The organism is Agrobacterium vacciniicorymbosi (genome assembly GCF_040427045.1).
GTDB lineage: Bacteria > Pseudomonadota > Alphaproteobacteria > Rhizobiales > Rhizobiaceae > Agrobacterium.
The window spans coordinates 127,769-154,639 of the sequence record NZ_JBETMF010000014.1; the positions used below are offsets into that span (position 1 = coordinate 127,769).

General features: G+C 58.2%; 22 protein-coding genes and 2 riboswitches. Of the genes, 11 read left to right on the forward strand and 11 right to left on the reverse strand.

Going from position 1 to position 26,871, the window contains the following annotated elements; translation table 11 throughout:
- Window positions 1–402 precede the first annotated feature (402 nt).
- A complete protein-coding gene (locus tag ABUK73_RS20110) occupies window positions 403–975 on the forward strand; it encodes a CarD family transcriptional regulator (RefSeq protein WP_113086086.1) in 573 nt (190 codons plus the stop codon).
- An 87-nt stretch (window positions 976–1,062) separates the two neighbouring features.
- Here the strand turns inward: ABUK73_RS20110 and ABUK73_RS20115 are convergent, their stop codons facing one another.
- From ABUK73_RS20115 to ABUK73_RS20145, 7 genes are all read right to left on the reverse strand, one after another.
- A complete protein-coding gene (locus ABUK73_RS20115) occupies window positions 1,063–2,586 on the reverse strand; it encodes a M48 family metalloprotease (protein ID WP_454892399.1) in 1,524 nt (507 codons plus the stop codon).
- Window positions 2,587–2,859: 273 nt separating this feature from the next.
- Window positions 2,860–3,576, reverse strand: a complete 717-nt coding sequence (locus ABUK73_RS20120; protein WP_353578845.1) for a thiamine ABC transporter ATP-binding protein — start codon at window positions 3,574–3,576, stop codon at window positions 2,860–2,862.
- The gene (gene thiP / locus ABUK73_RS20125; protein WP_353578846.1) at window positions 3,573–5,192 is read right to left on the reverse strand and encodes a thiamine/thiamine pyrophosphate ABC transporter permease ThiP; all 1,620 of its coding nucleotides are present in this window, start codon (window positions 5,190–5,192) and stop codon (window positions 3,573–3,575) included. The genes ABUK73_RS20120 and thiP overlap by 4 nt, the downstream gene beginning before the upstream one ends.
- Before the next feature lie 18 nt (window positions 5,193–5,210).
- Complete coding sequence (gene thiB, locus ABUK73_RS20130) at window positions 5,211–6,224, reverse strand: thiamine ABC transporter substrate binding subunit (protein ID WP_353578847.1); 1,014 nt, start codon at window positions 6,222–6,224, stop codon at window positions 5,211–5,213.
- A 42-nt stretch (window positions 6,225–6,266) separates the two neighbouring features.
- Window positions 6,267–6,376: riboswitch (TPP riboswitch) on the reverse strand.
- A gap of 57 nt (window positions 6,377–6,433) precedes the next feature.
- On the reverse strand, window positions 6,434–6,826 hold the full coding sequence (locus ABUK73_RS20135) for a VOC family protein (RefSeq protein WP_353578848.1): 393 nt from the start codon (window positions 6,824–6,826) through the stop codon (window positions 6,434–6,436).
- Between the two features lie 94 nt (window positions 6,827–6,920).
- Window positions 6,921–8,747, reverse strand: a complete 1,827-nt coding sequence (locus tag ABUK73_RS20140) for an ABC-F family ATP-binding cassette domain-containing protein (RefSeq protein ID WP_353578849.1) — start codon at window positions 8,745–8,747, stop codon at window positions 6,921–6,923.
- 4 nt (window positions 8,748–8,751) lie between these two features.
- On the reverse strand, window positions 8,752–9,402 hold the full coding sequence (locus tag ABUK73_RS20145) for a thiamine diphosphokinase (protein ID WP_353578850.1): 651 nt from the start codon (window positions 9,400–9,402) through the stop codon (window positions 8,752–8,754).
- Between the two features lie 91 nt (window positions 9,403–9,493).
- Window positions 9,494–9,570: riboswitch (SAM riboswitch) on the forward strand.
- An 80-nt stretch (window positions 9,571–9,650) separates the two neighbouring features.
- On the opposite strand from ABUK73_RS20145, the gene metA reads away from it, so the two are divergent.
- Both metA and ABUK73_RS20155 read left to right on the forward strand, forming a co-directional pair.
- Complete coding sequence (gene metA, locus ABUK73_RS20150) at window positions 9,651–10,577, forward strand: homoserine O-acetyltransferase MetA (RefSeq protein ID WP_113086081.1); 927 nt, start codon at window positions 9,651–9,653, stop codon at window positions 10,575–10,577.
- Window positions 10,578–10,648: 71 nt separating this feature from the next.
- The gene (locus ABUK73_RS20155; RefSeq protein ID WP_353578851.1) at window positions 10,649–11,671 is read left to right on the forward strand and encodes an aldose epimerase family protein; all 1,023 of its coding nucleotides are present in this window, start codon (window positions 10,649–10,651) and stop codon (window positions 11,669–11,671) included.
- Between the two features lie 5 nt (window positions 11,672–11,676).
- Here the strand turns inward: ABUK73_RS20155 and mtgA are convergent, their stop codons facing one another.
- Window positions 11,677–12,423, reverse strand: coding sequence for a monofunctional biosynthetic peptidoglycan transglycosylase (gene mtgA / locus ABUK73_RS20160; protein WP_353578852.1), 747 nt, complete (start codon window positions 12,421–12,423; stop codon window positions 11,677–11,679).
- A 170-nt stretch (window positions 12,424–12,593) separates the two neighbouring features.
- Here mtgA and ABUK73_RS20165 point away from each other — a divergent pair, with 170 nt between their 5' ends.
- From ABUK73_RS20165 to ABUK73_RS20190, 6 genes are all read left to right on the forward strand, one after another.
- A complete protein-coding gene (locus tag ABUK73_RS20165; RefSeq protein ID WP_353578853.1) occupies window positions 12,594–13,493 on the forward strand; it encodes a polyprenyl synthetase family protein in 900 nt (299 codons plus the stop codon).
- 1 nt (window position 13,494) lies between these two features.
- On the forward strand, window positions 13,495–14,553 hold the full coding sequence (gene hisC, locus ABUK73_RS20170; protein WP_353578854.1) for a histidinol-phosphate transaminase: 1,059 nt from the start codon (window positions 13,495–13,497) through the stop codon (window positions 14,551–14,553).
- A 134-nt stretch (window positions 14,554–14,687) separates the two neighbouring features.
- The gene (locus tag ABUK73_RS20175) at window positions 14,688–15,476 is read left to right on the forward strand and encodes a DeoR/GlpR family DNA-binding transcription regulator (protein ID WP_353578855.1); all 789 of its coding nucleotides are present in this window, start codon (window positions 14,688–14,690) and stop codon (window positions 15,474–15,476) included.
- A gap of 33 nt (window positions 15,477–15,509) precedes the next feature.
- Window positions 15,510–16,700 carry an MFS transporter gene (locus tag ABUK73_RS20180; RefSeq protein WP_353578856.1) on the forward strand — a complete coding sequence of 397 codons (1,191 nt, stop codon included), beginning with the start codon at window positions 15,510–15,512 and terminating at the stop codon, window positions 16,698–16,700.
- Between the two features lie 177 nt (window positions 16,701–16,877).
- A complete protein-coding gene (ispG, locus tag ABUK73_RS20185) occupies window positions 16,878–18,128 on the forward strand; it encodes a flavodoxin-dependent (E)-4-hydroxy-3-methylbut-2-enyl-diphosphate synthase (protein ID WP_353578857.1) in 1,251 nt (416 codons plus the stop codon).
- A gap of 68 nt (window positions 18,129–18,196) precedes the next feature.
- On the forward strand, window positions 18,197–18,862 hold the full coding sequence (locus tag ABUK73_RS20190) for an OmpA family protein (protein ID WP_062452969.1): 666 nt from the start codon (window positions 18,197–18,199) through the stop codon (window positions 18,860–18,862).
- A 77-nt stretch (window positions 18,863–18,939) separates the two neighbouring features.
- Here the strand turns inward: ABUK73_RS20190 and pyc are convergent, their stop codons facing one another.
- Window positions 18,940–22,401 carry a pyruvate carboxylase gene (gene pyc / locus ABUK73_RS20195; protein ID WP_353578858.1) on the reverse strand — a complete coding sequence of 1,154 codons (3,462 nt, stop codon included), beginning with the start codon at window positions 22,399–22,401 and terminating at the stop codon, window positions 18,940–18,942.
- Window positions 22,402–22,522: 121 nt separating this feature from the next.
- On the reverse strand, window positions 22,523–23,260 hold the full coding sequence (locus tag ABUK73_RS20200) for a helix-turn-helix transcriptional regulator (protein WP_353578859.1): 738 nt from the start codon (window positions 23,258–23,260) through the stop codon (window positions 22,523–22,525).
- A gap of 356 nt (window positions 23,261–23,616) precedes the next feature.
- On the opposite strand from ABUK73_RS20200, the gene ABUK73_RS20205 reads away from it, so the two are divergent.
- Window positions 23,617–25,392, forward strand: a complete 1,776-nt coding sequence (locus tag ABUK73_RS20205) for a glucan ABC transporter ATP-binding protein/ permease (protein ID WP_113086074.1) — start codon at window positions 23,617–23,619, stop codon at window positions 25,390–25,392.
- Between the two features lie 86 nt (window positions 25,393–25,478).
- Here ABUK73_RS20205 and ABUK73_RS20210 read toward each other — a convergent pair whose 3' ends face one another.
- Window positions 25,479–26,180, reverse strand: a complete 702-nt coding sequence (locus ABUK73_RS20210; RefSeq protein ID WP_353578860.1) for a DUF1013 domain-containing protein — start codon at window positions 26,178–26,180, stop codon at window positions 25,479–25,481.
- A 236-nt stretch (window positions 26,181–26,416) separates the two neighbouring features.
- Here ABUK73_RS20210 and ABUK73_RS20215 point away from each other — a divergent pair.
- Window positions 26,417–26,871 (forward strand): acetyl-coenzyme A synthetase N-terminal domain-containing protein (locus ABUK73_RS20215; protein ID WP_353578861.1); only part of this gene is annotated, 455 nt, incomplete at its 3' end.

Genomic DNA, 26,871 nt, shown 5'->3' on the forward strand with positions numbered 1-26,871 from the left:
TTATTCGATTGAAATTGCAACTTCCTGCCGCGCAGACCATTTTAGAAAGTATCAATTGCCTCGTTTCTGTTAACGACCGGGCGACCCTATTGTGACGCCATAGTCACGGTAGAAGCAAATTATTGATTTCCACGTATTTTTGTGGTAGACCAGAAAAACTGATCCACAGCGTGGCATTTGCGTGCCCAAAAACACCACGAAAGCAACTCATCACTTGCACGCGGTTTCCGTGACATATCGATTGTTTGTGTTGTCGACCTGCGGGTTGCGAGATGAATTATTTTTGAGCGCACGTCTGTACCAGTACGAAGTCACCTGACGGTTTCCCCCGTCTCATCCGGGCCTGACCGACCCGACCCCCGGAAACCCCCGGGTGTATGTAACAGGGAGTTTTTAGAACGAATGACGACCCAGCAGAAAAAATCTCCAGCGCGTCACGGTTTCAAGACCGGCGAAGCGATCGTTTATCCCGCTCACGGTGTCGGTACCATTTCGACAATCGAAGAACAGGAAGTTGCGGGCATGAAGCTCGAACTCTTCGTCATCGATTTCGAAAAAGACAAGATGCGCCTGAAAGTTCCGGTAGCAAAGGCTGTCAGCATTGGCATGCGCAAGCTTTCCGAAGGGGATTTCGTTGAGCGCGCACTGAAGGTTGTTCAGGGCAAGGCTCGTGTGAAGCGCACCATGTGGTCGCGTCGCGCGCAGGAATATGATGCCAAGATCAATTCCGGCGACCTGATCGCAATCGCTGAAGTGGTTCGCGATCTCTACCGCGCCGAAAACCAGCCGGAACAGTCTTATTCCGAGCGTCAGCTTTACGAAGCTGCTCTCGACCGCATGGCGCGCGAAATCGCCGCCGTCAACAAAATGTCCGAAACGGAAGCCGTTCGTCTGGTTGAGGTGAACCTCAACAAGGGACCGAAGCGCGGCAAGGCCGTTGAAGAAGAAGATGCACAGGAAGACGAAGCCGCATAAGCGTCTTCCATTTCAGTCTTAGAGAACCCGGCCTTTGAATTGGTTTCCCGCATAGTCCAGCGGATGCCAATTCAAAGGCCGGGTTTTTTATTCGGCGATGATTTTCACACGCTCGCCCGGCTGAATGACCGATGTCGCGCTCATGGCGTTCAGCACGCGGAAAAGCTCGATCTTGCGGTCGGTGCCCATCATGCGCGCTGCCAGTGAGGCAACCGTGTCACCCGGCTTGGTGGTGACCACTCGCACGCGCAGCGGCTTCAAAGCAGCAATTTCACTTGGCGTCATCTTGCGGAAACTGGTGCGCAGCACATTGGCCACGCTATCCAGCTGCGCGCTGCCCTTCGGCACCGCCGTCAGGAATCGGAAAATCTGCTGGCCCACGCGGATAACGGTGACATCGAAATCCCATTTATCGGCTGTCGCGCGTGCTGTCGCTGCAGGCAGGCCGTTGATTTCCGTCTCGCGCACCGTTTCCGGCACAAGACCGGCAACCCAGCCGCTGGTCAGATAATTGGCAAGGCTCGTCTGCTTGGGATCGGCAACACCATCGAAACGGATCGCCATCTCGCCGGGCCCCGTCGCCAGCACTGCCTCGACCTTATTGTCGATCTGGAACCCGTCAGGCACATCGAAACGAATACCGAGCGTTCCGTGCAGGAACGTATTGCCGCGCACATAGCCTTCCTGCGGGCTGTCGCCATATAGCAGGCCGTCGATGCCGTTGAGGAACCAGTCACGACCCTTGTCGCCAACCTGTCCCTCCTGACCGAAGGCACGGGCATGCCGCTTGGCAAGCTCGATACGCTGCGGCGTATTGGGGTGGCTGGACAGGAAGTCGAGGCTCTGGTCGCTGTCGGGGTCTGCGGAGGTAAAGCGTGCATAGGCCGCCATGGAATCCAGGAAGCGCGGCGAGGCATAGGGGTCGTAACCCGCCTCACCCAGCATCCGCACGCCGATGACATCCGCCTGCAATTCCTGCTGACGTGAGAAGGCTGCAAGACGCAGCTTGCCACGCGCAAGCGCCTGCTTGCCTGCGAGATCGCTGGAGAGCACTTCCGCGACGACACGGCTGGCGATGACTTCCGCCTCTTCGCGGCGCTGGCGCTCGATGCCGTGATTGGCCGTAACGTGACCCATTTCATGCGACAGAACCGCAGCCACTTCCGACGCATCATTGGCAAGTGCCAGAAGTCCGCGCGTCACATAGAGATATCCGCCCGGCAGCGCAAAGGCGTTGATGGCAGGGGAGTTGAGAATGGTGATGCGGTAGGACTGCTGTGGATTTTCCGAAACCGCCGTCAGCGCACCGGCAATGCGGGCGACCAGACGCTCGGTCTTGTCGTCGTGATATTCGCCGCCATAGCTCGCCACGATGCGCGGATGCTCGCGGGCACCCATCTGCGCGCGCGGATCGTTCTTCTGCACCTGCTCCACGGTCTGCGGATTGTCGGACGGCTTGAGCGTCGACTGATAGGAGGGGCTGAACAGAGACTGGCAAGAAGACAAGACAAAACCAGCGGTCGCCAATGCCACCGCGCGCCTTACCAACTTGCCCCTGCGCCATACATTCTGACCGGAGGTGTGGCCCTGCGGGGCCTTCACACACGTCATCATCCTGCTCGTCTGCTCCTAACGTTCCTGATCATCCGTTAATTGCAGACCAGAATACCATATTACCCCTAGGGGCAGTTGAATGCGCGAACAAAGAAAACGATCCATCATGTGAAAATATTTCAAAAGGAACAATTGTTCGCATAGTTTTCAAGCAGTTGTTTAAAATGCGCAAGTGCAAAAATAACGCATCGACGTTGTGATTTCGCATGACTTGCCAGCGACCCGCGTCGAAATTGTGACGCAACCACGCCGACTGTTAGGCAGAGCAGCCTAGACAGTCAGAAAGGTTCTGATCTCATTCACTTGCGTCGCCGCAAAGAAGTCTTCCGTACGACCCTGATAGAGAACTTGCCCGTTGGACAGAAAGACCACCCTATCCGCCAGACGGCGAATATCGTCCGGATGATGGGTGACAAGAAGAATGGTGTTCTTCATCTCTTCATGCAGATCTTTCAAAAGAACCGCCATGCCGGAGCGCAAACCGGGATCGAGCGCCGCAAAAGGCTCGTCCAGCAACATCACAGCCCGTTGGCGCACCAGGGCTCTGGCAAGCGCTGCCCTTTGCCTTTCCCCGCCGGACAGCGTGGAAGGCAGGCGTTTTTCAAAACCGCCAAGCCCGACACGCTCCAGCGCGCGCTTGATGGCGGCTTTGTCTTTACTGGAAAGTCTCATGGACGGGCTGACGCCCAGCCCGACATTGGTGAAAATATCCAGATGGGCAAAAAGATTATTGTCCTGAAAGATCAGTGACACTGGCCGCTCTGAGGGATCGAGGCCGACCATATCGCGGTCATCGATCAAAACCCGGCCCGCATCCGGCGCTTCGAACCCGGCAATGAGGTTGAGAAGCGTCGATTTTCCCGATCCCGATGGCCCGACCACCGCCGTCACCTTGCCGCGCTCAAAGCCGCAATCCAACGCAAAATCCTGATGGCCGAGTTTCAGGCTGACCCTATCGAGGCGTGCGCCCCACTCCTGCGCATTCATGCAACCGCTTTCGATGACTGACGGGACACGCCACCTGCTGCAAGAACAAGGCAGATGACCCCGAGGATGAAGGCGTAACCCGCCGCGTCATTGGTTCTGTAACTGCCCATATTGCTATAGACGAGCCAGGGCAAAGTCACGAAGCTTTCCGATCCGAACAGCGCGACCGCACCGAGATCGCCAAGCGAAAGCGCCATGGCAAAGGAAAACGCCATCGCCGCCGGTCGCCACAAGACCGGCCAGTCAACCAGCCGAAACCGTGAGAAACCGGCAAGGCCGAGACTGGCGGACAGGCGCCCGCTGCGGGCCTGGTGGGTGATAAAGGCAGGTTCGAGAACGCGCATGACGAAAGGTAATGCCATCAGCATATTGATGGCGGCAACCAGCGCCGGCGCAAAGAACGCCACGTCACCAAATGATCGCAGCAGCAGAAACCAGCCGCTTCCCAGCACCACCGGCGGCACCAGCAGCACCAGAGATGACCCCGTGCCCATCGCCGTGAAGAATGTTCTCAGCACGGGGCCAGCCTGTCTGTGCATTGCAATGGCCTGCCGGGCGCGAATAAGTGCGACGGAGACGGCAAGCGCAAGCGATGCCGAGATAAGCGCAATCAAAAGACTGGTCATGGCCGCCTGCCGAAAGCTGGGGGTAGACAACAGCCGTAAGAGATCGGCAGAAACACCCGATGCAGCAACAGCGACAAGCGGTAAACCAACGAGGATCAGCGCCAGCAGAATGACCCCGCCATCCCAAAGGCGCGACCCGAGCGCTTCGCCATCCAGCCGTTTCACGGCCCGACCCTGCGTCTGCGCCTCAGCATCCGCCGATGGCAGAAGCGCCAGCAAGGCCAGAAGAATTCCCGTCATGACGATCTGCATCAGTGCCAGCGCAATCGCCCGAGGAGGATCGAAATCGAAGCGTAGCGCCTGATAGATCGCGACCTCGATCGTGGTGGCAGCAGGCCCGCCACCCAGCAGCAGAACAAGGGTAAAGCTAGTGGCGCAGAGCATGAAGATCAGCCCCGCCACACCCGACAGCAGGCGTGCCACGGCAGGCCATTCGATAAAGCGGAAGGTAGAGACAGGCCCGAGACCAAGGCTCGCCCCCATGCGCCAATATTCCCCCGGTACCCGCTCCAGCCCGGCCAGAAAAAATCGCACGGCCAGCGGCAGATTGAAGAAGACATGGGCAATCAGAATGCCCGACAGCCCGTAGATGCTGAAAGGCTGCTCTGCCCCCGCCGATAAAAGAAGCATATTGAAAATGCCCTGCCTGCCCCAGATCGCAATCAGCCCCAGCGCACCGACAATGACAGGCAATCCCATCGGCACCGCCATCAGACGGATGATCCAGATGCGGCCCGGAAAATCTCTCTGCCGGGCAAGCGCAAGCGCCACCGGTAATCCCAGCACAATGGAAAAGACCGTGGAAAGTGTCGCCTGCCACAGGGTAAAGCGCAGAATTCTCACCGTATAGGCATCGAACAGGGCTGCGGAAGCAGCACCCGTATCGAAAGACAGCAGCGCCGCGACAGCAAGGCCCATGAACAGAAGAACAGCGGCAAAGGCCACCGCTCCGCTGTAGATAAACCTGCGACTATCGCGACGCTCGATCATGATCGTTGGCGACCGGGCTTACTTCACGCTCATGGCGGCAAGCCATTCATCAATCCAGGCCTTGCGGTTCTTCGCCACCTCTTCCGGCGACATCAGATACGTCTTGGTGGGCTGTACCAGCTTGGAAAACGCATCCGGCAAGGGTGCAGACGTCGCGGCAACAGGCATCATCCAGTTGTTCTCAGGGATGGCATCCTGAAAACCGGATGTGAGAACGAAGGCGAGAAACTGTTTTGCCAGCGCCTGTTGCGGCGCATTCTTCAAAATGCCCGCCACTTCGATCTGGATATAATGCCCCTCTTCGAAGGCGGCCGCCTGATAACGCTCGCTGTGTTCCGCAACCATGTGATAGGCGGGCGAGGTCGTATAGGACAGCACCATCGGCACCTCACCCTTGGTGAAGAGACCATAGGATTCCGACCAGCCGGGGGTGACGGTCAGAACACGGTTCTTAAGCTTCGCCCAGGCCTCCGGTGCCTTGTCGCCATAGATGGATTTGACCCAGAGCAACAGGCCGAGACCCGGCGTGGAAGTGCGCGGATCCTGAATGGCGATTTTCTGCGATGGATCGCCTTCGACCAGTTCCTTCATGCTCTTGGGCGGATTTTTCATCGTCTGCGTATCGTAGACCACGGCGAAGTGGCCGTAATCGTAAGGCACGAACACATCGTCCTGAAAGCCGCCCGGCACCTTTGCCGCAGATGCATCGACGCTCGAAGCCTCGAACAATCCGGTCTGCTTGGCTTCGGCAATCAGGTTGGTGTCGAGACCGACGACGACATCGGCCTTGGAGCCGGGGCCTTCCAGTTTCAGCCTGTTCAGCAGCGCCACACCATCGGCCACGCCGACGAAATTGACCGTGCAGTTGCAGGTCTCTTCAAAAGCGGCCTTGACCTTCGGGCCCGGTCCCCATTCGGAAACGAAGCTCTCATAGGTGTAGACGGTGAGCGTCTTCTTCTCCTGCGCCATGGCAAGGCCAGGCAGCATGAGAGACGAGAGCACGAGCGAATGAAGGAAAATACAACGATACATCAACAGCACCTCCTCGAAATGACAACGGGAATAGGGCGCCATGGATGGAAGCCGTCTAATCCCTCCGCCGGTGTTAACCGGATCAGGTTCTTCGGGTTGGCAGAGCCTCTCAGCCTTGTCCAGTAAAGGACAAAGCACCCCGTTAGATCAAGGCAAGATGTAATCGCAGCGCTAACGCTTTGCAAGCCGGCTTTCTATCAGGCCCGGTGTCAGCTTTGACCGCTCATATGCACCAGTTCCCAGACATGGCCGTCCGGGTCCTGAAAGCTGCCCGCATACATGAAGCCATGGTCCTGCACCGGCTTCCACTCTGCCCCGCCGGATGACAATGCGGTGGCAATCATCTGGTCGATCTCCTCACGGCTCGAAGCCGAAAGGCAGGTCAGCACTTCCTTGGTGCGGCTGGCATCGGCAATCTCGCCATTGATGAAATCGCGGAAGCGCTCTTCCTGAAGCAGCATGACGAAAATATTCTTCTCGACGATCATGCACAGCGTGCGCTCGTCCGAATATTCCGGATTGAAGCTGAAACCCAGCGCGGTGAAAAAGGCCTTAGAGGTCTCGATATTCTTGACCGGCAGGTTGACGAAGATCATACGCATGTCTGGCTCCTCCATAAGACAACAGGAAAGCCCAAATAGGCTTTCCTGTCAAAGACGGATGACACGCACAAAATCCGACACGTCGAATTGCTTTTTAGCTCTCCAGCTCTTCGCGCAGCATTTCCAGCTCCAGCCACTCTTCTTCCATGGTCTCTAGCTTCTGCCGCAGCTTCGACATTTCCTCAGCAAGTTTGTTGAAGGCCGTCGGGTCTTTGGCGAAGAGATTGGGATCGGCCATGCGCTCTTCGCGCTTGGCGATCTCTTCCTGCGCCTTTTCCATTTCCTTGGGCAGATTCTCCAAAGCAAATTTCTGCTTGAAGGAGAGTTTGCCCTTCGCCTTCGAAGGCTCGGCAGCGGAACTGGACGCAGCGGAGGCCTTGGCCTTTTCCTGCTTATCCGCCTTCTTCTTTTCGTCCGAGGCGCCCTTGCGCTGCGCCATCATATCCGAATAACCGCCCGCATATTCGATCCAGCGACCATCCGGCGCATCCGGGTTTGCGGGCGCAATGGTCGAGGTTACCGTGCGGTCGAGGAAGTCACGGTCATGGCTGACGAGGATGACGGTGCCGGAAAAACCGGCGACGATTTCCTGCAACAGATCCAGCGTCTCGATGTCGAGATCGTTGGTCGGTTCGTCAAGGATCAGAAGATTGGTCGGCCGCGCCAGAATGCGCGCCAGCATCAGACGCGCGCGTTCGCCGCCCGAGAGATTGCGAATGGGCGTGCGGGCCTGCTCGGGCTGAAACAGGAAATCCTTCATATAGCCGGTGACGTGCTTCAACTCGCCATTGACCAGCAGGTTTTCGCCACGACCATCGGTCAGATAATGCGCCAGCGTATCGTTGGGGTTCAAATCCTCACGCTTCTGGTCGAGTGTGGCGATTTCCAGATTGGTGCCGAGTTTGACCCAGCCGCTATCCGGCTCCAGCTGACCCGTCAGCATCTTCAAAAGCGTCGTCTTGCCCGCACCGTTGGGGCCAACGAAACCAATGCAATCGCCGCGATGCACGCGAAGCGAAAACGGCGCGACGATCGTGCGCTCACCGTAGGACTTGGTTATCGTATCGGCTTCGATCACCAGCTTGCCGGATTCGCGGCCTTCCGCAGCCGTCGCCTGCACGGAACCCGTTGGCCCCTTGTGCCCACGATATTCGGCGCGCATGGCCTGAAGCTCACCCACACGGCGCATGTTGCGCTTGCGGCGCGCGGTGACACCATAGCGCATCCAGTGTTCTTCGCGCTCGATGGCCTTGCCCAGCTTGTGCTGTTCCAGCTCTTCCTCTTCCAGCACCTTGTCGCGCCATTCCTCGAAATGGGCAAAGCCGCGGCTGAGGCGGCGCGACGTACCGCGATCCAGCCAGACGGTAGCGGTAGAGACTTTTTCAAGGAAACGACGGTCATGCGAAATCAGAACCAGCGCGCTGCGCGTCTGCTGTAATTCGCTTTCCAGCCACTCGATGGTCGGCAGGTCGAGATGGTTGGTCGGCTCGTCCAGCATCAGAATATCAGGTTCCGGGGCCATGACGCGCACGAGCGCGGCACGACGCGCCTCCCCACCCGAAAGGCTGGACGGATGTTCCTGGCCCGTCAGTCCCAGATGTTCCAGCAGATAGGTGACGCGATAGGCATCGTCCCCCGGCCCGAGACCCGCTTCCGCATAGGCCTGCACCGTCTCGAAACCGGCAAAATCGGGCGCCTGTTCCAGATAACGGATTGTCGCGGAAGGATGCCGGAAGATTTCGCCCGACTGCGCTTCAACCAGACCGGCGGCGATCTTCATCAGCGTCGATTTGCCAGAACCGTTGCGGCCAACGAGGCAGATACGATCTCCCGGCTCCACTTGCAGATTGGCACCATTGAGCAGCGGGGTAACGCCGAAGGTCAGCTTGATATCGTCGAGTTTCAGAATGGGGGGTGCCAAGGGTTCAGGCTCCGGTCAAATCGTAAGGACGGGCAAGCACGATGGCTTTGCCGCTTTTGAGGCGAAGGCGCAAAGGCCCTTCCGCCACGTTGGAAATAGTGCGCGACGAGCCGAAAGCAAGCGCGAAGTCCGCAAGTGGATAGCGGGCATTTTCAATCTCGAGGCCATAGAGCGCCGTAAAACCGGCCACCGAAAACAGCGATCCCGCTGGTAGGTCGAGCGCGCGCTCACCTTCGAGCAGCGGATAGGCCTCTTCCTCTCCGGAGGTCAGCACGACCTCGACACCGCTCTCGGCAAGCGAGACGGCGTAGAGCAGATGAAACACCGCGTGGTCGGACCGCTCGCCAGCCAGCGCACCGACCAGCGTCAGCCGTGTTGCGCCGCGCGCCAGCGCCTCGGTTACCGCGATCTCCCCATCCGTCACGCCTTTGGCGGCGGGAAAGGGCTGTTGTTCGACACCGGGCCAAAGCTGTTGCAGGGCATTGTCGGAGGAATCGAAATCTCCCACCCACAATTCCGGTGTGAGACCGAGCGGCTGTGCGTGGCGCATGCCACTATCTGCCGCAATCACGCGCGTATCCGCCACCGCCTTTTGCAGGCGATCGGTGACGGTAATGGTGCCGCCGAGCAGAATGGTGAAGTGGGTGGTCGTCATGCCCCTGCCATAGCCCGGAACGGTGGCGGATGGAAAGGCCGAAACGCCGGATAAGACGGCGATATTGATTTTCTGCCCGCACAGGATTAAGACACCTGCCAGTGGTCATTTGCCGGTCGGCTTGCAGCCACTTTAAAGAAATTGCTAAAGGACCGAGGAAACAGGCAATTTCCCAGGACCGGTTGCGATTTCGCTGCCGGTTTTTTTGTTTCGCGGTGACCTTGGCACCGCCGGAAGTGAGTGTGGAAATGCCAATCAAGATTCCCGATACGCTGCCCGCTTTTGAGACCCTCGTAAATGAGGGCGTGCGGGTCATGACTGAAACAGCGGCCATCCGGCAGGATATCCGCCCGCTTCAGATCGGGCTTCTCAACCTCATGCCGAACAAGATCAAGACCGAAATCCAGATGGCACGCCTTGTCGGCGCCTCCCCTCTTCAGGTGGAACTGTCGCTGATACGCATCGGCGGCCACCGCGCCAAGAACACACCGGAAGAGCATCTGCTGTCCTTCTACGAGACATGGGAAGAGGTCCGTCACCGCAAGTTCGATGGCTTCATCATCACCGGTGCGCCCGTGGAAACGCTGCCCTATGAAGATGTGACCTATTGGGAAGAAATGCAGAAGATTTTCGACTGGACGCAGACCAACGTCCATTCCACACTGAATGTCTGCTGGGGCGCGATGGCCGCCATCTACCATTTCCACGGCGTGCCGAAACATGCGTTGAAAGAAAAGGCCTTCGGCGTTTATCGCCACCGCAATCTCAGCCCGTCCTCCATCTATCTCAACGGCTTCTCGGATGATTTTCAGGTGCCCGTGTCCCGCTGGACAGAGGTACGCCGCGCCGACATCGAGCAGCACCCGGAACTGGAAATCCTGATGGAATCCGAAGAGATGGGCGTGTGCCTTGCGCACGAGCCGCAGGGCAAGCGGCTCTATATGTTCAACCATGTGGAATATGATTCCACATCGCTGTCCGACGAGTATTTCCGTGACGCCAATGCGGGCGTGCCGATCAAGCTGCCGCATGATTATTTCCCGCATAACGACCCGGAACTGACACCGCTCAACCGCTGGCGCAGCCATGCCCACCTGTTTTTCGGTAACTGGATCAACGAGATCTACCAGACGACCTCGTACGATCTGGATGAGATCGGAAAAGACCGAGGCTAATTCGGTCATTGCGAAGGGCCGGAAAATAACGCAACGTCCGGCCCTGTTTTATCGATTGGGAGAGTGACACGATGAGCGAAGCCGGCGCACGGGAAAATTTCGGATTTACGTCTACGGGCGAGAAGGTCGAGCGCGTAACGATTTCCGCAGGTGGTTTGACTGCACATGTCATGACCTGGGGTGCCGTCATTCAGGATTTGCGCCTCGAAGGCCACCAGCCGCCGCTCGTTCTCGGCTTCGACAACTTCGATGATTACCCGAAATACTCTTCCTATTTCGGTGCCACACCGGGCCGAAACGCCAATCGCATTGGCGGTGGCAAGTTCTCCATCGATGGCAAGGCCTATCAGCTGGAACTGAACGAAAAAGGCGTTACCCACCTTCATGGCGGCAGCGACAATATCGGCAAACGCAACTGGCTGATCATGGAACATGGCCCAAGCCATGTCGTCCTGCAGATCGTCGATCCCGATGGCCGCGCCGGTTATCCCGGCAATTGCGCAATCACTGCGACCTATACAATCCGCGAAGGTGGCGTGTTGTCGGTCGCCTATGAGACGACCACTGATCAGCCGACGCTCGCCAATGTCTGCCAGCATTCCTATTTCAATCTGGATGGCGCGGAATCTGCACTCGGCCACGAAATCGAAATCGCTGCCGATCATTATCTACCGACGGACGAGCGGCAGATTCCGACCGGCGAAATCCGCCCGGTGGATGGCACCATCTTCGACCTGCGCAAATCCACCCCGATGCGGCGCGAAGACAACGGCCAGCAGGTCGGTTACGACCATAATTTCTGCCTCTCTCCCCAGCGCGTGGCAAAGCGCAAAGTGGCGCGCGTCTATGCTCCTGCCTCAAACATCACAATGGATGTCCTCACCACTGAGCCGGGCGTGCAGTTCTACTCGGCCTTCAAGCTCAACGTCGCCGTACCGGGCCTAGATGGCCGCCACTACGGACCCGTCGCAGGCTTTTGCCTGGAAACCCAGATATGGCCTGACGCCGTCAATCACGAAGGCTTCCCCGACGCCATTCTGCGCCCCGGCGAAACGCTGCGGCAGGAAACGGACTACATCTTCAAGAAGAGCTGAGAATTTTAGTTCAGCACGCAACCAACATAGCTGCCAGAAGCGCGGGCTCGTCGTTCGATGAGCCCCGCCAGCCGCTGCATTCCCCGACCCGGTTTGCTGGCAATACGGTCGATGGGGTTTGGTAGCGCCACTGCCAGAAGTGCTGCCTGTCTGGAACTGAGCTTCGAGGCCGGAACCTTGAAGTGGTATTGTGCTGCCGCCTCGATGCCGTAGATGCCCGGTCCCCATTCGGCGACGTTGAGATAAATCTCCATCATCCGCTTTTTCGACCAGACGAAATCGGACACCACTGCCAGCGGCAATTCCAGCCCTTTGCGAAGGAAGGAACGGCCATTCCAGAGAAAGAGGTTTTTCGCCGTCTGCATGGGAATGGTGCTGGCGCCGCGTGTCGCCTCGCCATCCAGGGCACTGCTGACGACCGTCTGCATCTGGCCCCAATCCACGCCAGAGTGAGAACAGAACTGCCCATCTTCGGACATCATCACCGATTGAACGAGGCGCGGAGAGATATTTTCTAGCGGCACCCAGCGGCGATCATAGCCCTGAAACGTCACCAGATCCGCGAGCATCAGGGTGGAAACCGGGCGCATGAAGGGCAGAGCATAAACCGGTATCAGCAGATAGGGGAGAGCCAGCAGGACGATGACGACCAGCAAAACGCGTCTGATGAGGCTTCGAACATCCACCTTCGGTTTACTCCCGCTTTCGGCGAGCGCTTCATAATCCGTCTCGCTATCCGGCGTGCTGCTCAAAAAACCTGCCCCCACTTGGCTGTTGGTCAAAGCCTTTCATATTCCGCATGACGCATCAAGGCTACTGACGATAACGAAGTTCCACATCGTCCTCACAAAAACGATTGCCAGCCATTTTTCCCCATGCGAAAGAGCCAATCGTCACCTGATAGGGTAAGGAAACTGGCAAGATGACATTCGAGATGCGGCTGCGCGACAATGCGGCAAGAACCGAAGCCTTGCTCGGCGAACTCCTGTCCGGCAGTGCACGCGCCGACGAGATCACCCGCCCGCAAAACCTGCTGGAAGCGATGCGCCACGGCGTTCTGAACGGCGGCAAGCGGCTGCGTCCTTTTCTGGTCATCGAAACAGCAGCACTTTTGGGCGGCGACGCGAAAGCCGCCCTGCATGTCGGCGCAGCACTGGAATGTCTGCATTGCTATTCGCTTGTTCATGACGACCTTCCCGCCATGGACAATGACGACCTGCGCCGCGGCCAGCCCACGGTTCACAGGAAATTCGATGAAGCCACGGCCATTCTGGCGGGCGACAGCCTGCTGACACTCGCCTTCGATATCATCGCCTCCCCCGACACCAGCCTGCCCGATGATCGCAAGGCCGCACTCGTGCTGGCGTTGGCGAAGGCCGCCGGTATTGGCGGCATGGCAGGCGGCCAAGCGCTCGATCTGGCCGCCGAGAAGAATGCGCCTGATGAGAATGGCATCATTACATTGCAGGCTATGAAAACCGGCGCGCTCATCCGCTTTGCCTGCGAAGCCGGTGCCATCATCGCCGGAAGTGATGCCGCCGAGCGCCAGCGGTTGCGCCATTTCGGTGAAAAGATCGGCCTTGCCTTCCAGCTGGCCGATGATCTCCTCGACCTCACCTCCGACGCCGCCACCATGGGCAAGGCAACCGGCAAGGACGCCGCCCGCGGCAAAGGCACCCTCGTCGCCCTACGCGGTGCGGACTGGGCAACCAGCCGCCTGCGTGAGTTGGTGAAAGAAGCCACGGACCTGCTGGCACCCTATGGTGACCGTGCAGAGATTCTGATCGAGACGGCCCGTTTCGTCGCAGAAAGAAAGAGTTGAGATGAGCAAGTTCTGGTCTCCCATCGTCGTAACGCTGCACCCCTATGTGGCGGGAGAACAGCCAGCCATTGCCAACCTGACCAAGCTCAACACCAACGAAAATCCGTGGGGCCCGTCGCCCCGCGCGCTGGACGCGATCCGCACCGCAACAGACGACAATTTGAGGCTTTACCCCGACCCCTCGGCCAAAAAACTGAAGGAAACGCTTGCCGCCTATCACGGTGTTTCACCGGACGAGATATTCGTTGGCAACGGTTCGGATGAGGTTCTGGCTTTCATCTTCGCGGGCCTGCTGAAGCATGACGCGCCGCTTCTGTATCCTGATATCACCTACAGTTTCTATCCGACCTACAGCCGCTTCTTCGACATCGAGACGAAGACCATCCCGCTGGATGACAGCCTTTCGATCCGGATAGACGATTATCATATCGACTGCGGCGGCATCATCCTGCCCAATCCCAATGCGCCGACGGGCATCGGCCTGCCGCTCTCCGATATCCAGCGCCTTGTCGCCACTCATCCCGATCAGGTGGTGGCAATCGATGAAGCCTATGTCGATTTCGGCGGTGAAACCGCAATACCGCTCGTCCGCGACCACGATAATCTCATCGTCGTCAGAACCTTTTCGAAATCGCGTTCGCTGGCGGGCATGCGTGTCGGCTATGCGGTCGCGCAGCGTCCACTGATCGAAGCTCTGGAGAGGCTGAAGGACAGTTTCAATTCCTATCCGCTGGACCGCCTTGCCCAGGTCGCAGCCATCGCATCGATCGAGGATGAGGACTGGTTCGTCACCCATCGCGATAAGCTTATCGCAAACCGGGCATGGCTGTCAGAGCAATTGGAAGCACGAGGCTTCGACATCTTGCCATCTCAGGCCAATTTCATCTTCGCCAGAAAGCCTGGTTGGGAGGGAAAACTTCTGGCAACGGCGCTTCGCGAACGGGCCATTCTGGTGCGACATTTCAACCAGCCACGCATTGCCGATTTCCTGCGCATTTCCATCGGCACCGAAGAACAATGCGAGCGCCTGGTGTCAGCCCTCGACAGCATTCTGGCGTAATCGCAGGGCTCATCATGTGTCAGGCTACGTTTTTGCGAATTCGAAGGGTGGCTCATAAGAAGCCATTTTCCGCTTGAGAAACCTCTCTTGCCGGGTTATCCGTGTTTATGCACGATTCCTCCGATTGAGTCACGATGTCCAAAACCGACCATTTCGTCAGCGAGCGGCAAGCTCTGATTTACGCGCAATTGCAGCGGCATGGCCGCGTGCTGGCGCAGGAGCTTGCGCAGACCTTTGACGTATCGGAAGACACCGTGCGGCGCGATCTGCGGGAGATGGCGGCACGGGGCGAGTGTGAGCGGGTCTATGGCGGCGCCTTGCTGGCAGCAGGCACCACAGTCCCGCTGAAAACCCGCATCGGCGAAATGCCGGATCGCAAGGCGGCACTTGGCAGGACAACCGCCTCGTTTCTGAACGAGGGCATGAAAGTCTTCCTGGATGCCGGCTCTACCAATCTGGCGGTTGCAAAACATCTGACGCCGGGTCTGAAACTCACCGTCATCACCAACACGCCAGCCATCGCCGCAGAACTTGCCGGGAATGCCGATATTGAACTCATCCTGATCGGCGGCAGGGTCGATCCGGCGGTGGGTGCAGCCATCGACACGACCGCGATTCGCCAGCTGGAGCAAATCCGACCTGATCTCTGCATCGTCGGCGTCTGCGGCCTGACGCTGGATCGAGGTCTCTGCGCCGATATCTATGAGGATGCCGTGTTCAAGCGGCTGGCCTGCGAGACCAGCGCCAAAACGCTGGCCGCCATCACCTCCGAAAAGCTGGGAGCGGCGGCACCCTTTCAGGTCTCACCGCTTTCCGCAGCGCTGACGCTGGTTGTCGAAGAAGATGCCGATCACGCGATGATCGATTCCTTCGCCGCCAGCGGTGTCACCATTCATCAGGCCGGATCGAATTCCGGCGCATAACCCTATCAAACAATGATCGAAGGACCAGTCGCGATGACCGGAACTGCCACGCAAACGCCAACGACCGCCCGCCTTCCCTATATGACCAGATCGCGCCTTGGCGTCGCGCTGCTGTTCCTCATGAACGGTTTCATGATGGGCTCCTGGGCGCCAATGATCCCGGAATTCGCCAAGCGTTTTGCGCTCAGCGAAAGCACGCTGGGCCTCGTCATCCTTGTCTACGGCCTCGGCTCCCTCTCCTTCATGCCCATTGCCGGTTCGCAGATTGGTCGCCTCGGTTCGAGAACCGTGACCTTGGGCGTCGCTCTCGTCATGGTGCCGACGCTACTGTTGATCACGCTCGCAAATTCGCTCTGGGCTGGCGTCATCGCCGTCTTCCTCTTCGGCGGACTGACGGGGGCCATGGACGTGGCCATGAATGCCAATGCCGTGGTGGTGGAGCGCAGCATGCGTCGTGCCATCATGTCGTCCTGCCACGCCTTCTGGAGCTTGGGCGGCTTGATCGGCGCCGGTCTTGGCGGTCTGCTGATCACCAAAACCGGCATTTACGGCCACGCCGTTGCCGTCACGATCATCGCCGCTGCCCTGCTTGCCGTGGCATGGCCACGGGTGCAGGTGGATCGCCCCCATCCGGAAGAAGAGCGCCCGAAGGGTGGCCTGCCCATGACGCCGCTTCCCTGGATCATCGGCATCATGGCGCTGTTTTCGATGATCCCGGAGGGTGCCATTCTCGATTGGGGCGCGCTTTATCTGCGCAATGAACTCGGCGCGTCCATCACCCTGTCCGGCTTCGGATTTGCGGCCTTCTCGCTCACCATGGCCATCATGCGCTTTGCAGGCGATCTGGTGCGTGACCGATTCGGTGCCGTCCGTACGCTGCAATTCTGCTCGACCATATCCATCGTCGGTCTGTTGATTGCCGGTTTCGCGCCCAATGCCTTTATCGCCATTACGGGCTTTGCCATTGCCGGTATCGGCATTTCCAACATGGTGCCGATTGCCTTTTCGGCGGCAGGCAACATGCCGGGCATGGCACCGGGCATCGCGCTGTCGGTGGTCACGACCATGGGCTATTCCGGCATTCTCGTTGCACCATCGGCCATCGGCTTCATTGCCGAACATACCGGCCTTGCCGCCGTCTTCATCGGCCTGCCCGTGCTACATCTGGTGGTGCTGTCTCTCTCCAGACTGGCCCGCCATGCGGATGGCGCAAGCGGCCATTGAGGCGGCTCGCCACACAATTGATGGCGAAATTTGCGAAACTCTGAGGCCTCAGCCTTACGCAGTCTCGAATTTCGCCATGATTGCGGTAAAGTAGGAGTTGATCGCTTCGATGTTGACAAGGCGCGCGCCTTGTTCCACCTGAAAGAGTAGATTTCACCGCAATTGTCCGAGAAAACCATGACGTCACACGCCGATTTTGATCCCAAGCCGCGCCGCGCCTCCGTTGCTGTCGATGTTGGTGGCGTTATCGTCGGTGGCGGCGCACCCGTTGTGGTGCAATCCATGACCAATACGGATACGGCCGATATCGATGCCACCGTGCAGCAGGTAGCGGCCCTGTTCCGTGCTGGTTCCGAAATCGTGCGCATCACCGTCGACCGCGATGAAAGCGCCGCTGCCGTTCCGAAAATCCGAGATCGGCTCATGCGGCTGGGTCTGGATGTGCCGCTGGTTGGCGACTTCCATTATATCGGCCACAAGCTGCTGGCGGATCATCCCGCCTGTGCCGAAGCGCTCGCAAAATACCGCATCAACCCCGGCAATGTTGGTTTCAAGGACAAGAAGGACAAGCAGTTCGGCGATATCGTCGAAATGGCGATCCGTTACGACAAGCCGGTGCGAATCGGCGTCAACTGGGGCTCGCTCGATCAGGAATTGCTGACGACCCTGATGGACAAGAACAAGGATGAAGGTTTTCCCTTGTCTGCACGTCAGGTCACCCGCGAGGCCATCGTCCAGTCCGCGCTGATCTCCGCAGAGCTTGCCGAAGATATCGGCCTGCCGCGCAACCGCATCATCCTGTCGGCCAAGGTCAGTCAGGTGCAGGATCTGATTGCGGTCTACTCCATGCTGTCCGAGCGCTCCGACCATGCCCTGCATCTCGGCCTCACCGAAGCGGGCATGGGCTCGAAGGGCATCGTCGCCTCATCCGCCGCCATGGGTTACGTTCTCCAGCACGGCATTGGCGATACGATCCGCGTATCACTGACGCCAGAGCCGAATGGCGACCGGACCCGTGAAGTGCAGGTCGCGCAGGAACTCCTGCAGGTCATGGGCTTTCGCCAATTCGTTCCCGTGGTTGCGGCCTGTCCCGGCTGCGGACGGACCACATCCACCGTGTTTCAGGAGCTGGCGCAGAACATTCAGAACGACCTGCGCAAGAACATGCCGGTCTGGCGCGACAAATATCCGGGTGTGGAAGCGCTCAACGTCGCCGTCATGGGCTGCATCGTCAACGGACCCGGCGAAAGCAAACATGCCGATATCGGCATCTCCCTGCCCGGCACCGGCGAAAACCCGGCGGCCCCCGTCTTCATCGACGGAGAAAAAGCGCTGACGCTGCGCGGCCCCGATATCGCCAGGGATTTCGAGGCGCTGGTCATCGACTATATCGAAAAGCGTTTTGGCCAAAAGGATGCGGCGGAATAGGTTTCGACCGTGAAAATGCCGAAATTCATCTGTCTTACGTAACGTGAACTCACGGAGCACTGGAATTCATGATCAAGAAGTTTGTCGTTCTTGCGCTGGCCGCAACCTACCTTTCCGCCTGCACCACCACAGACCCTTATACGGGTGAGCAGAAGGTTTCCAATATGGCGGGCGGCGCTGGCATCGGTGCGCTTGCAGGTGCGGTCGGCGGTCTGGCCATCGGTGGCGGAAACAAGGGTCGCAATGCCTTGATCGGTGCCGGTATCGGCGCGCTGGCCGGTGGCGCCATCGGCGGCTACATGGACAATCAGGAAGCCGAACTTCGCCAGCAGCTTCAGGGCACCGGTGTTTCCGTAACCCGTCGTGGCGACAGCATCGTTCTCAACATGCCGTCCAACGTCACCTTCGCCACGGATCAGGATCAGGTCATCCCGCCATTCTACCCAACGCTGAATTCGGTCGCCATCGTACTGAACAAGTTCAACAAGACCTATATCGACATCAACGGCCATACCGATTCCACCGGTAGCCTTGCCCATAACCAGGGCCTGTCTGAGCGCCGCGCAGCATCCGTCGCCAACTATCTAGGCGAGCGTGGTGGCGTAGACCAGCGCCGTATCTCGACCATGGGCTTTGGTCCATCGCAGCCGATTGCATCCAACGCAACAGCCGATGGCCGTGCCCAGAACCGTCGTGTGGAAGTGTTGATCTCGCCGCTGACACAGAACGGATGATCTGAAAGACGCGCCTGACGCCACCCGCATAAAAAAGCCCACCTTTCGGTGGGCTTTTCCATTTCTAGTCTGTCGCCTCACTCGCCATAGGCGATCAGCAAATCCTTGGCATCGATCTGGTCGCCGGGCTTGACCAGCACTTCGACCACCTTGCCATCCCGCTCCGCGTGCAGCGCCGTTTCCATCTTCATCGCTTCGATGGACACCAGCACGTCGCCCGCCTTCACATCCTGCCCCTGATTGACGAAGACGCGGGAGATGACGCCCGGCATCGGCGCACCAACATGGACGGCATTGCCAGGTTCGGACTTGCGGCGCACGGCAGAGCCGGAGGCACCATGGGCGCGATCCGGCACCTTGATGCGGCGCGGCTGGCCATTGATCTCGAAGAACACCGTGACCATGCCCTTGTCATCGATGCCGGATGACGCCTGATTGACGATGACGAGCGTCTTGCCGCGCTCGATATCGGCAAACAATTCCTCACCATCCTGCATACCGTAGAAATAGGCGGGCGTCGGCAGAACCGAGACCGGGCCGTAGGTCTCAGACGCCAGCGCAAAATCGGTAAAGACCTTCGGATACATCAGATAGGAGGCAAACTCGAAATCATCGACCGAGCGCTCCAGCTTGGTTTCGATCTCCTTGCGCTCGGCATCCAGATCGGCATCTTCCAGCAGCGAGCCGGGACGAACCGTATAGGGCTTGTCACCCTTCAGCGCCTTCTTCTGTAAGGCTTCCGGCCAACCGCCCGGCGACTGGCCGAGATCGCCCTTCAGCATCGACACAACAGAATCCGGGAAGGAGACTTCCTTGTCCGGGTTTTCGACATCAGCCACCGTCAGATCCTGAGAGACCATCATCAACGCCATATCGCCGACCACCTTGGACGACGGCGTAACCTTGACGATATCGCCGAACATCTGGTTGACGTCGGCATAGGTCTGCGCGACCTCGTGCCAGCGGCTTTCGAGCCCAAGCGAGCGGGCCTGTTCCTTGAGGTTGGTGAACTGGCCACCCGGCATTTCGTGCAGATAGACTTCCGATGCCGGTCCCTTGAGATCACTTTCAAAGGCCGCATATTGGCCCCGCACCGCTTCCCAATAGAAGGAAATGCGGCGAATCCATTCCGTGTCGAGACCCGTATCGCGCTCCGTACCCTTCAGCGCCTCAACGATAGAGCCGAGGCATGGCTGCGAGGTGTTGCCCGAGAGCGCATCCATGGCCGCATCCACGGCATCCACGCCCGCCTCAACCGCCGCAAGCACAGTGGCTGCGGAAATACCGGACGTATCATGCGTGTGGAAATGGATCGGCAGGCTGGTCGCCTCACGCAGCGCCTTGAACAGAACCCGTGCGGCGGCAGGCTTCAACAGCCCCGCCATATCCTTGACGGCGATGATGTGCGCGCCCGCCTTTTCCAGCTCGACGGCGAGATTGGTGTAATATTTGAGATCGTATTTCGGGCGAGCAGAGTTCAAGAGATCGCCCGTGTAGCAGATGGTCGCTTCGCAGAGCTTGTTCTCTTCCGCGATCGCATCCATCGATACGCGCATGTTTTCGACCCAGTTCAGGCAGTCGAAGACGCGGAACAGATCGATGCCGCCCTTTGCGGCCTGACGGACGAAATATTTGACGACATTGTCAGGATAATTCTTGTAGCCGACGCCGTTGGCTCCGCGCAGAAGCATTTGCAGCAACAGGTTCGGCGCACCTTCACGCACCAACGCCAGACGCTCCCACGGGTCTTCCGTCAGGAAGCGCATGGACACGTCAAAGGTCGCACCGCCCCAGCATTCCAGCGATAGAAGCTGCGGCAGAGCCTTGGCGTAAACGCTGGAAACGCGAGCGATGTCATGGGTTCGGACGCGGGTTGCCAGCAGCGACTGGTGTCCATCGCGCATGGTCGTATCGGTTACGAGAACGCGCTTTTCATTGCGCATCCACTCGGCAAAACCCTTCGGACCCAGCTTGTCGAGAAGTTGCTTGGTGCCGTCAGGTGTCGGTTGGTCGATATAGGGCACGACGGGTGCTGGTGCGTTCGCGGCAGGCTTCACGCGACCCTTGGTCTCGGGATGGCCATTGACCGTCACATCGGCCAGATAGGTCAAAAGTTTGGTCGCACGGTCCTGTCGCTTGACCTGCTCGAACAGTTCAGGAGTCGAATCGATGAAGCGCGTGGTGTAGGTGTTTCCGACAAAGCTCGGATGGCTGATAATGGCTTCCAGAAAGGTGAGGTTCGTGGCCACGCCACGAATACGGAATTCGCGCAGCGCACGATGCATACGCGCAATCGCCTCATCCGGCTGCGGCGCCCAGGCTGTCACCTTAACAAGCAACGGGTCGTAATAACGGGTGATGATCGCGCCCGAATAGGACGTGCCGCCATCCAGACGAATGCCGAAGCCAGAAGCGGAACGATAGGCAGTGATACGACCGTAATCCGGAATGAAATTGTGCTCGGGGTCTTCGGTGGTGATGCGGCACTGAAGCGCATGGCCGTTGAGGCGGATGTCCTTCTGCGCTGGCACACCCGATTCCGGCGTACCGATGGTTTCGCCCTCGAGAATATGGATTTGCGCCTTGACGATATCGATGCCAGTGACGACTTCTGTCACCGTATGCTCGACCTGAATACGCGGATTGACTTCGATGAAGTAAAATTTGCCGGTATCGGCATCCATCAGATACTCGACCGTGCCAGCCCCGACATAATTGGTGGCACCGGCAATCTTCAGCGAATAATTGGCCAGTTCCTGTCGACGTTCTTCCGACAGATAAGGCGCAGGCGCGCGCTCGACCACCTTCTGGTTACGACGCTGGATGGAGCAGTCACGCTCGAAGAGATGCACGACATTTCCGTGGGTATCGCCGAGAATCTGGCTTTCCACATGGCGGGCGCGTTCGACCAGCTTTTCGAGATAGACTTCGTCCTTGCCGAAGGCAGCCTTTGCTTCGCGCTTGGCTTCCGTCACCTCCCGGGCAAGGTCTTCCTTTTTTCTGATGGCGCGCATACCGCGACCACCACCGCCCCATGAGGCCTTGAGCATCACGGGATAGCCGATCTCCTCGGCCATACGCTCGACCTCTGCCATATCGTCCGGCAGCGGTTCGGTCGCCGGAACGACGGGCACACCGACGGAAATCGCCAGATTGCGGGCGGCAACCTTGTTGCCCAGGCGGCGCATGGTATCCGCTGTTGGGCCGATGAAGATCAGACCCGCCTCGTTGCAGGCCTCCACGAACTCAGGGCTTTCCGAAAGCAGCCCGTAACCGGGATGGATGGCGTCAGCACCGGAGAGCTTGGCGACACGGATCACCTCCTCGATCGACAGATAGCTCTCGATCGGTCCCAGATCCTTGGCGAGATGCGGACCACGGCCAACCTGATAACTCTCATCCGCCTTGAACCGATGCAGCGAAAGCTTGTCTTCTTCTGCCCAGATCGCGACCGTTTTTATGCCAAGCTCATTGGCGGCACGGAACACACGGATCGCAATCTCCGAACGATTGGCGACAAGGATTTTCGATATTTTCAAGACGGCCTCCCAAACCTCGCAGGCACACATATATGCTGCACCGCGAAATTAAGCAGTAAACGTCACGGTTGGAAAGGGCGTTTTTGCGGATGTCCGTTCGGACGCGTCAGCTGGAAACGTTTCAGAAGATGATGCCGTGTCGAAGCGCAAGCGCCACCACATGCTGGCGGTTTCTTGCGTCGAACTTGCGCTGTATACCATTGATATACCAATCCACCGTATGGCTGGAAATAGCGAGGCTTTTTCCGATGTCAGGCGATGTCTTGCCCTGCGCTAAAAGCGTCAGCACATCCAACTCGCGCCGGGTCAACTGCGTGACGGAAAGATCGGGCATCGACAGCAGCTCTTCGGATTGTCCCGAAAACTCCAGAAGCCGCCAGAAGGCGGTGCGCATGGCCGTATCGACAATCGACAGTTCCGGCCCGGAAAACAGACGGCCATCGCCGAGAATGAAAACGCCGCCGAGCAATCCGCTGCGACCATGGACGGGAAAGGCATAACCTTCGCGCAGACCGAACCGGGCCGCATCCTGAAACAGCTTGGCCGCACGCTTGCGCTGCGTCGCCTGCGGCAGAAGCCCTACCACATCTCGGCAGCGGAATGGCCGGTGCAACAGGCCGAGCGTGCGCTTGACCGGGTCGATATTGCCGTATTTCTTGGCGTGGTAGGCCTCTGTCCAGCCTGCGGGCAGATGCTCCGCCAGAACTTTGCCGGTAAAGGTCAAATCCTCCGCGTCCCGCCGCACCACCCGGTAGAAATTAAAGCCGAGAAGGCTGATCAAATCATGAAAGGCTGAGAGAAACCGGTCCTCGGTTTTTGCCTCGTCGCACTGAGTCAAAAACTGAAAAACATTGTGCATTGAAGCGAATACCCTGGAAGAAATGAAATAGCGTCGATGTTTGTATCAAATGAGATCTCTGCCCTGACCCCATGCTGCCCGGATCACTCGCCCATTCAGGTTCTACCTTATAAGGTAATCAAAGATTAAAACCATACCGCGAAATCTTATATTGCCGCGCCGTTGCGGGCTCACAATCGCGACATCAAGTTTTTTTGCATCACATCCGCTCGAATCCCGCTTCGTTAAGCGCGCATTCATGTGGAAAAAGCGATAAAACAACGACTTGCTCAATCTGCGTCGCTTGTGAAGCGGATGCAGTCATATCACGCTCGAAACGAGCGCTGACCGACGGACATGAAGACAGGATTTCGGAATTGACACTGTTTCAGGTTTATACGCGCGCCCTGCGCTACCTCGCCAACAACAAGTGGCGTGTCACCATCGTCGTTGTCGCAAACATTATTCTTGCAGCGATCACCATTGCTGAGCCGGTGCTGTTCGGACGCATCATCGACGGACTGTCATCCGGCTCTATCCCGGTCAACATCCTCATCCTCTGGGGAGCGTTTGCCCTGTTCAACACGGTCGCCTATGTCGCAGTCGCGCGTGAGGCGGACCGGTTGGCACATGGACGCCGCGCGTCCCTGCTGACGGAAGCCTTCGGCCGGATCATCTCCATGCCGCTCTCATGGCACCATCAGCGTGGCACGTCCAACGCGCTGCATACGCTTTTGCGCGCCAGTGAAACGCTGTTCGGCCTGTGGCTGGAATTCATGCGCACCCATCTTGCGACATTCGTTGCGCTGATACTTCTCATCCCGACAGCCATTTCCATGGACCTGCGCCTCAGCCTTGTCTTGATGGCGCTGGGCGTCGTCTACTGGTTCATCGGCAAGTGGGTGATGGAGCGGACCAAGGAAGGTCAGGCATCTGTTGAAGAGCATTACCACACGGTCTTTGCCCACGTCAGCGATTCGATCAGCAACGTTTCGGTATTGCATAGCTACAACCGCATCGAAGCGGAAACCAAAGCTCTGAAGTCCTTTACGGAGCGACTTCTCAGCGCACAGTATCCGGTTCTGGACTGGTGGGCCTTTGCAAGTGCACTAAACCGGACCGCCTCTTCGGTTTCGATGATGATCATCCTCATCGTCGGTGCCATCTTGGTAAAGAACGGCGAGTTGCGTGTTGGTGACATCATTGCCTTCATCGGCTTTGCCAACCTGCTGATCGGGCGTCTGGACCAGGTCCGCGCTTTCGCAACCCAGATTTTCGAGGCGCGCGCCAAGCTCGTGGACTTCTTCAAGCTGGAAGATTCCGTGCAGGACCGTGAAGAGCCGACAGGCGCTATCGAACTCGGCAACGTCACCGGCAAGGTGGAATTCCGCAACGTCAACTTTGGCTTTGCCAACACCAAGCAGGGCGTGCATGACGTGTCCTTCACCGCCAATGCCGGCGAGACTATCGCCATCGTTGGACCGACAGGTGCGGGCAAGACCACACTCATTAATCTGCTCCAGCGGGTTTACGATCCCAATGGCGGCCAGATTCTGGTGGATGGAACTGATATTTCCAACGTGACGCGTCAATCCCTGCGTCACTCCATTGCCACCGTCTTCCAGGATGCCGGTCTTCTCAACCGCTCCATTCGCGACAACATCCGCTTGGGTCGTGATAGTGCAACCGATGACGAAATCGCTCAGGCCGCTGCTGCAGCTGCTGCGACTGACTTCATCGACAGCAGAAACACCGGCTACATGACGCAGGTGGGCGAACGCGGCAACCGTCTGTCCGGCGGCGAGCGTCAGCGCATCGCCATCGCCCGCGCCGTGTTGAAGAATGCGCCGATCCTCGTTCTGGACGAAGCAACCAGCGCGCTCGACGTGGAAACCGAAGCCCGGGTGAAAGATGCTGTCGATGCCCTGCGCAAGAACAGAACGACCTTCATCATCGCCCACCGCCTGTCCACCGTCCGCGATGCCGATCTGGTTCTGTTCATGGATAATGGCCGCATTATCGAGAAGGGTACCTTCGATGAGCTAAGCATGCGCGGCGGTCGCTTCTCGTCCCTGCTGCGGGCCAGTGGCCTGCTGAACGATGACGAAAAAACCGGCGCACCTGTTCTGTCCATGCCCGCCAAGTCGGCTTGATCCTCGAAGCCTTCGAGAAAACCATAGGTAAGAAAAAGCCCCGGTCGATGCCGGGGCTTTTTTTGTGCTGATCGATAATATCGAAATCAATAATTGTCGTCTTCGTCGTCATCCTTGCGGGTAGACTTGAGCGAGCTGAGCTTGGCGAAAACGGCGTTGGCGTCGATTTCTTTTTCTTCTTCACGCTCGTAATTGTAACCGAGGCTTTCGGTCGCTGCTGCCGGCTGCAGCGTCGCGTCCAGTTCTTCCTGGGTTGGAAGCGGACGGCCACGGGATGCGCGCTCGACTTCAAGGTCGAGATCGATCTGGCTGCAAAGACCAAGTGTGACCGGGTCCATCGGTGTCAGATTGGCCGAGTTCCAGTGGGTACGGTCCCTGATCTGCTCGATGGTGGACTTGGTCGTGCCGACGAGGCGCGAGATTTGCGCGTCCTTCAGTTCGGCATGGTTGCGCACCAGCCACAAAATGGCGTTCGGGCGATCCTGACGCTTGGAAACCGGCGTATAACGCGGACCACGGCGCTTGGATTCAGGCACGCGAACCTTTGGCTCGGAAAGCTTGATCTTGTGATTGGGATTGGCTTCGGCACGCGCGATTTCATCGCGGGAAAGCTGTCCGGTGGAAATAGGGTCGAGACCCTTGATGCCCTGTGCAGCTTCGCCGTCGGCAATAGCCTTAACTTCAAGCGGATGCAGCTTGCAGAACGTGGCGATCTGATCGAACGACAGCGCGGTGTTGTCCACCAGCCAGACGGCCGTCGCTTTCGGCATGAGCAGTGTTTGAGCCATAGATACAGTCCTTCTGTCCGTCCGCTCCGGGGGCGCGGGCCGTGGATGTTAACCACTGATTTCCGGGATATGAGCGGTCTATAGCTCCATTGCATCAGAATTGCAATTCTTTGCGCAACAAATGACCTTTGTCTAATTGCCTGAGGTCACTGAACTGCTATGAATCTGGCACATGACTGGAGAAAAGGAGTCTCCGGTAATTGCAAAAGACGCGATGCGTTCTCGAGGAGGAATTCATGTCTGCCAAAATCTATCCGGCTCTGAAGTCTGCAAAAAAGAACACCCTTATCGACAACGACAAATACCTGAAATGGTACGAGCAGAGTGTCGAGGATCCCGACAAGTTCTGGGGCAAGCATGGCAAGCGGATAGACTGGTTCAAGCCCTATACCAAGGTCAAGAACACCTCGTTCAAGGGCAAGGTGCCGATCAAGTGGTTCGAGGACGGCCTGACCAACGTCTCGTACAATTGCATCGATCGTCACCTGAAGACCCATGGCGAACGCACCGCGATCATCTGGGAAGGCGACAATCCCTATATCGACAAGAAGATCACCTATAACCAGCTTTACGATGCAGTGTGTCGTCTGGCCAATGTGATGAAGAAGCACGGGGTCAAGAAGGGCGACCGGGTGACGATCTACATGCCGATGATCCCCGAGGCCACCTATGCGATGCTGGCCTGCGCCCG

Bases quoted from the DNA above. Each gene is read 5' to 3' on its own strand.
- ABUK73_RS20180 (WP_353578856.1), top strand. From the start codon at position 15,510: ATGACCGGAACTGCCACGCAAACGCCAACGACCGCCCGCCTTCCCTAT.
- hisC (WP_353578854.1), top strand. From the start codon at position 13,495: ATGAGCAAGTTCTGGTCTCCCATCGTCGTAACGCTGCACCCCTATGTG.
- ABUK73_RS20200 (WP_353578859.1), bottom strand. From the start codon at position 23,260: ATGCACAATGTTTTTCAGTTTTTGACTCAGTGCGACGAGGCAAAAACC.
- ABUK73_RS20135 (WP_353578848.1), bottom strand. From the start codon at position 6,826: ATGCGTATGATCTTCGTCAACCTGCCGGTCAAGAATATCGAGACCTCT.
- ABUK73_RS20110 (WP_113086086.1), top strand. From the start codon at position 403: ATGACGACCCAGCAGAAAAAATCTCCAGCGCGTCACGGTTTCAAGACC.
- ABUK73_RS20190 (WP_062452969.1), top strand. From the start codon at position 18,197: ATGATCAAGAAGTTTGTCGTTCTTGCGCTGGCCGCAACCTACCTTTCC.
- thiP (WP_353578846.1), bottom strand. From the start codon at position 5,192: ATGATCGAGCGTCGCGATAGTCGCAGGTTTATCTACAGCGGAGCGGTG.
- ABUK73_RS20165 (WP_353578853.1), top strand. From the start codon at position 12,594: ATGACATTCGAGATGCGGCTGCGCGACAATGCGGCAAGAACCGAAGCC.
- ispG (WP_353578857.1), top strand. From the start codon at position 16,878: ATGACGTCACACGCCGATTTTGATCCCAAGCCGCGCCGCGCCTCCGTT.
- ABUK73_RS20210 (WP_353578860.1), bottom strand. From the start codon at position 26,180: ATGGCTCAAACACTGCTCATGCCGAAAGCGACGGCCGTCTGGCTGGTG.
- ABUK73_RS20155 (WP_353578851.1), top strand. From the start codon at position 10,649: ATGAGCGAAGCCGGCGCACGGGAAAATTTCGGATTTACGTCTACGGGC.
- thiB (WP_353578847.1), bottom strand. From the start codon at position 6,224: ATGTATCGTTGTATTTTCCTTCATTCGCTCGTGCTCTCGTCTCTCATG.
- ABUK73_RS20115 (WP_454892399.1), bottom strand. From the start codon at position 2,586: ATGACGTGTGTGAAGGCCCCGCAGGGCCACACCTCCGGTCAGAATGTA.
- ABUK73_RS20145 (WP_353578850.1), bottom strand. From the start codon at position 9,402: ATGACGACCACCCACTTCACCATTCTGCTCGGCGGCACCATTACCGTC.
- metA (WP_113086081.1), top strand. From the start codon at position 9,651: ATGCCAATCAAGATTCCCGATACGCTGCCCGCTTTTGAGACCCTCGTA.
- ABUK73_RS20175 (WP_353578855.1), top strand. From the start codon at position 14,688: ATGTCCAAAACCGACCATTTCGTCAGCGAGCGGCAAGCTCTGATTTAC.
- ABUK73_RS20120 (WP_353578845.1), bottom strand. From the start codon at position 3,576: ATGAATGCGCAGGAGTGGGGCGCACGCCTCGATAGGGTCAGCCTGAAA.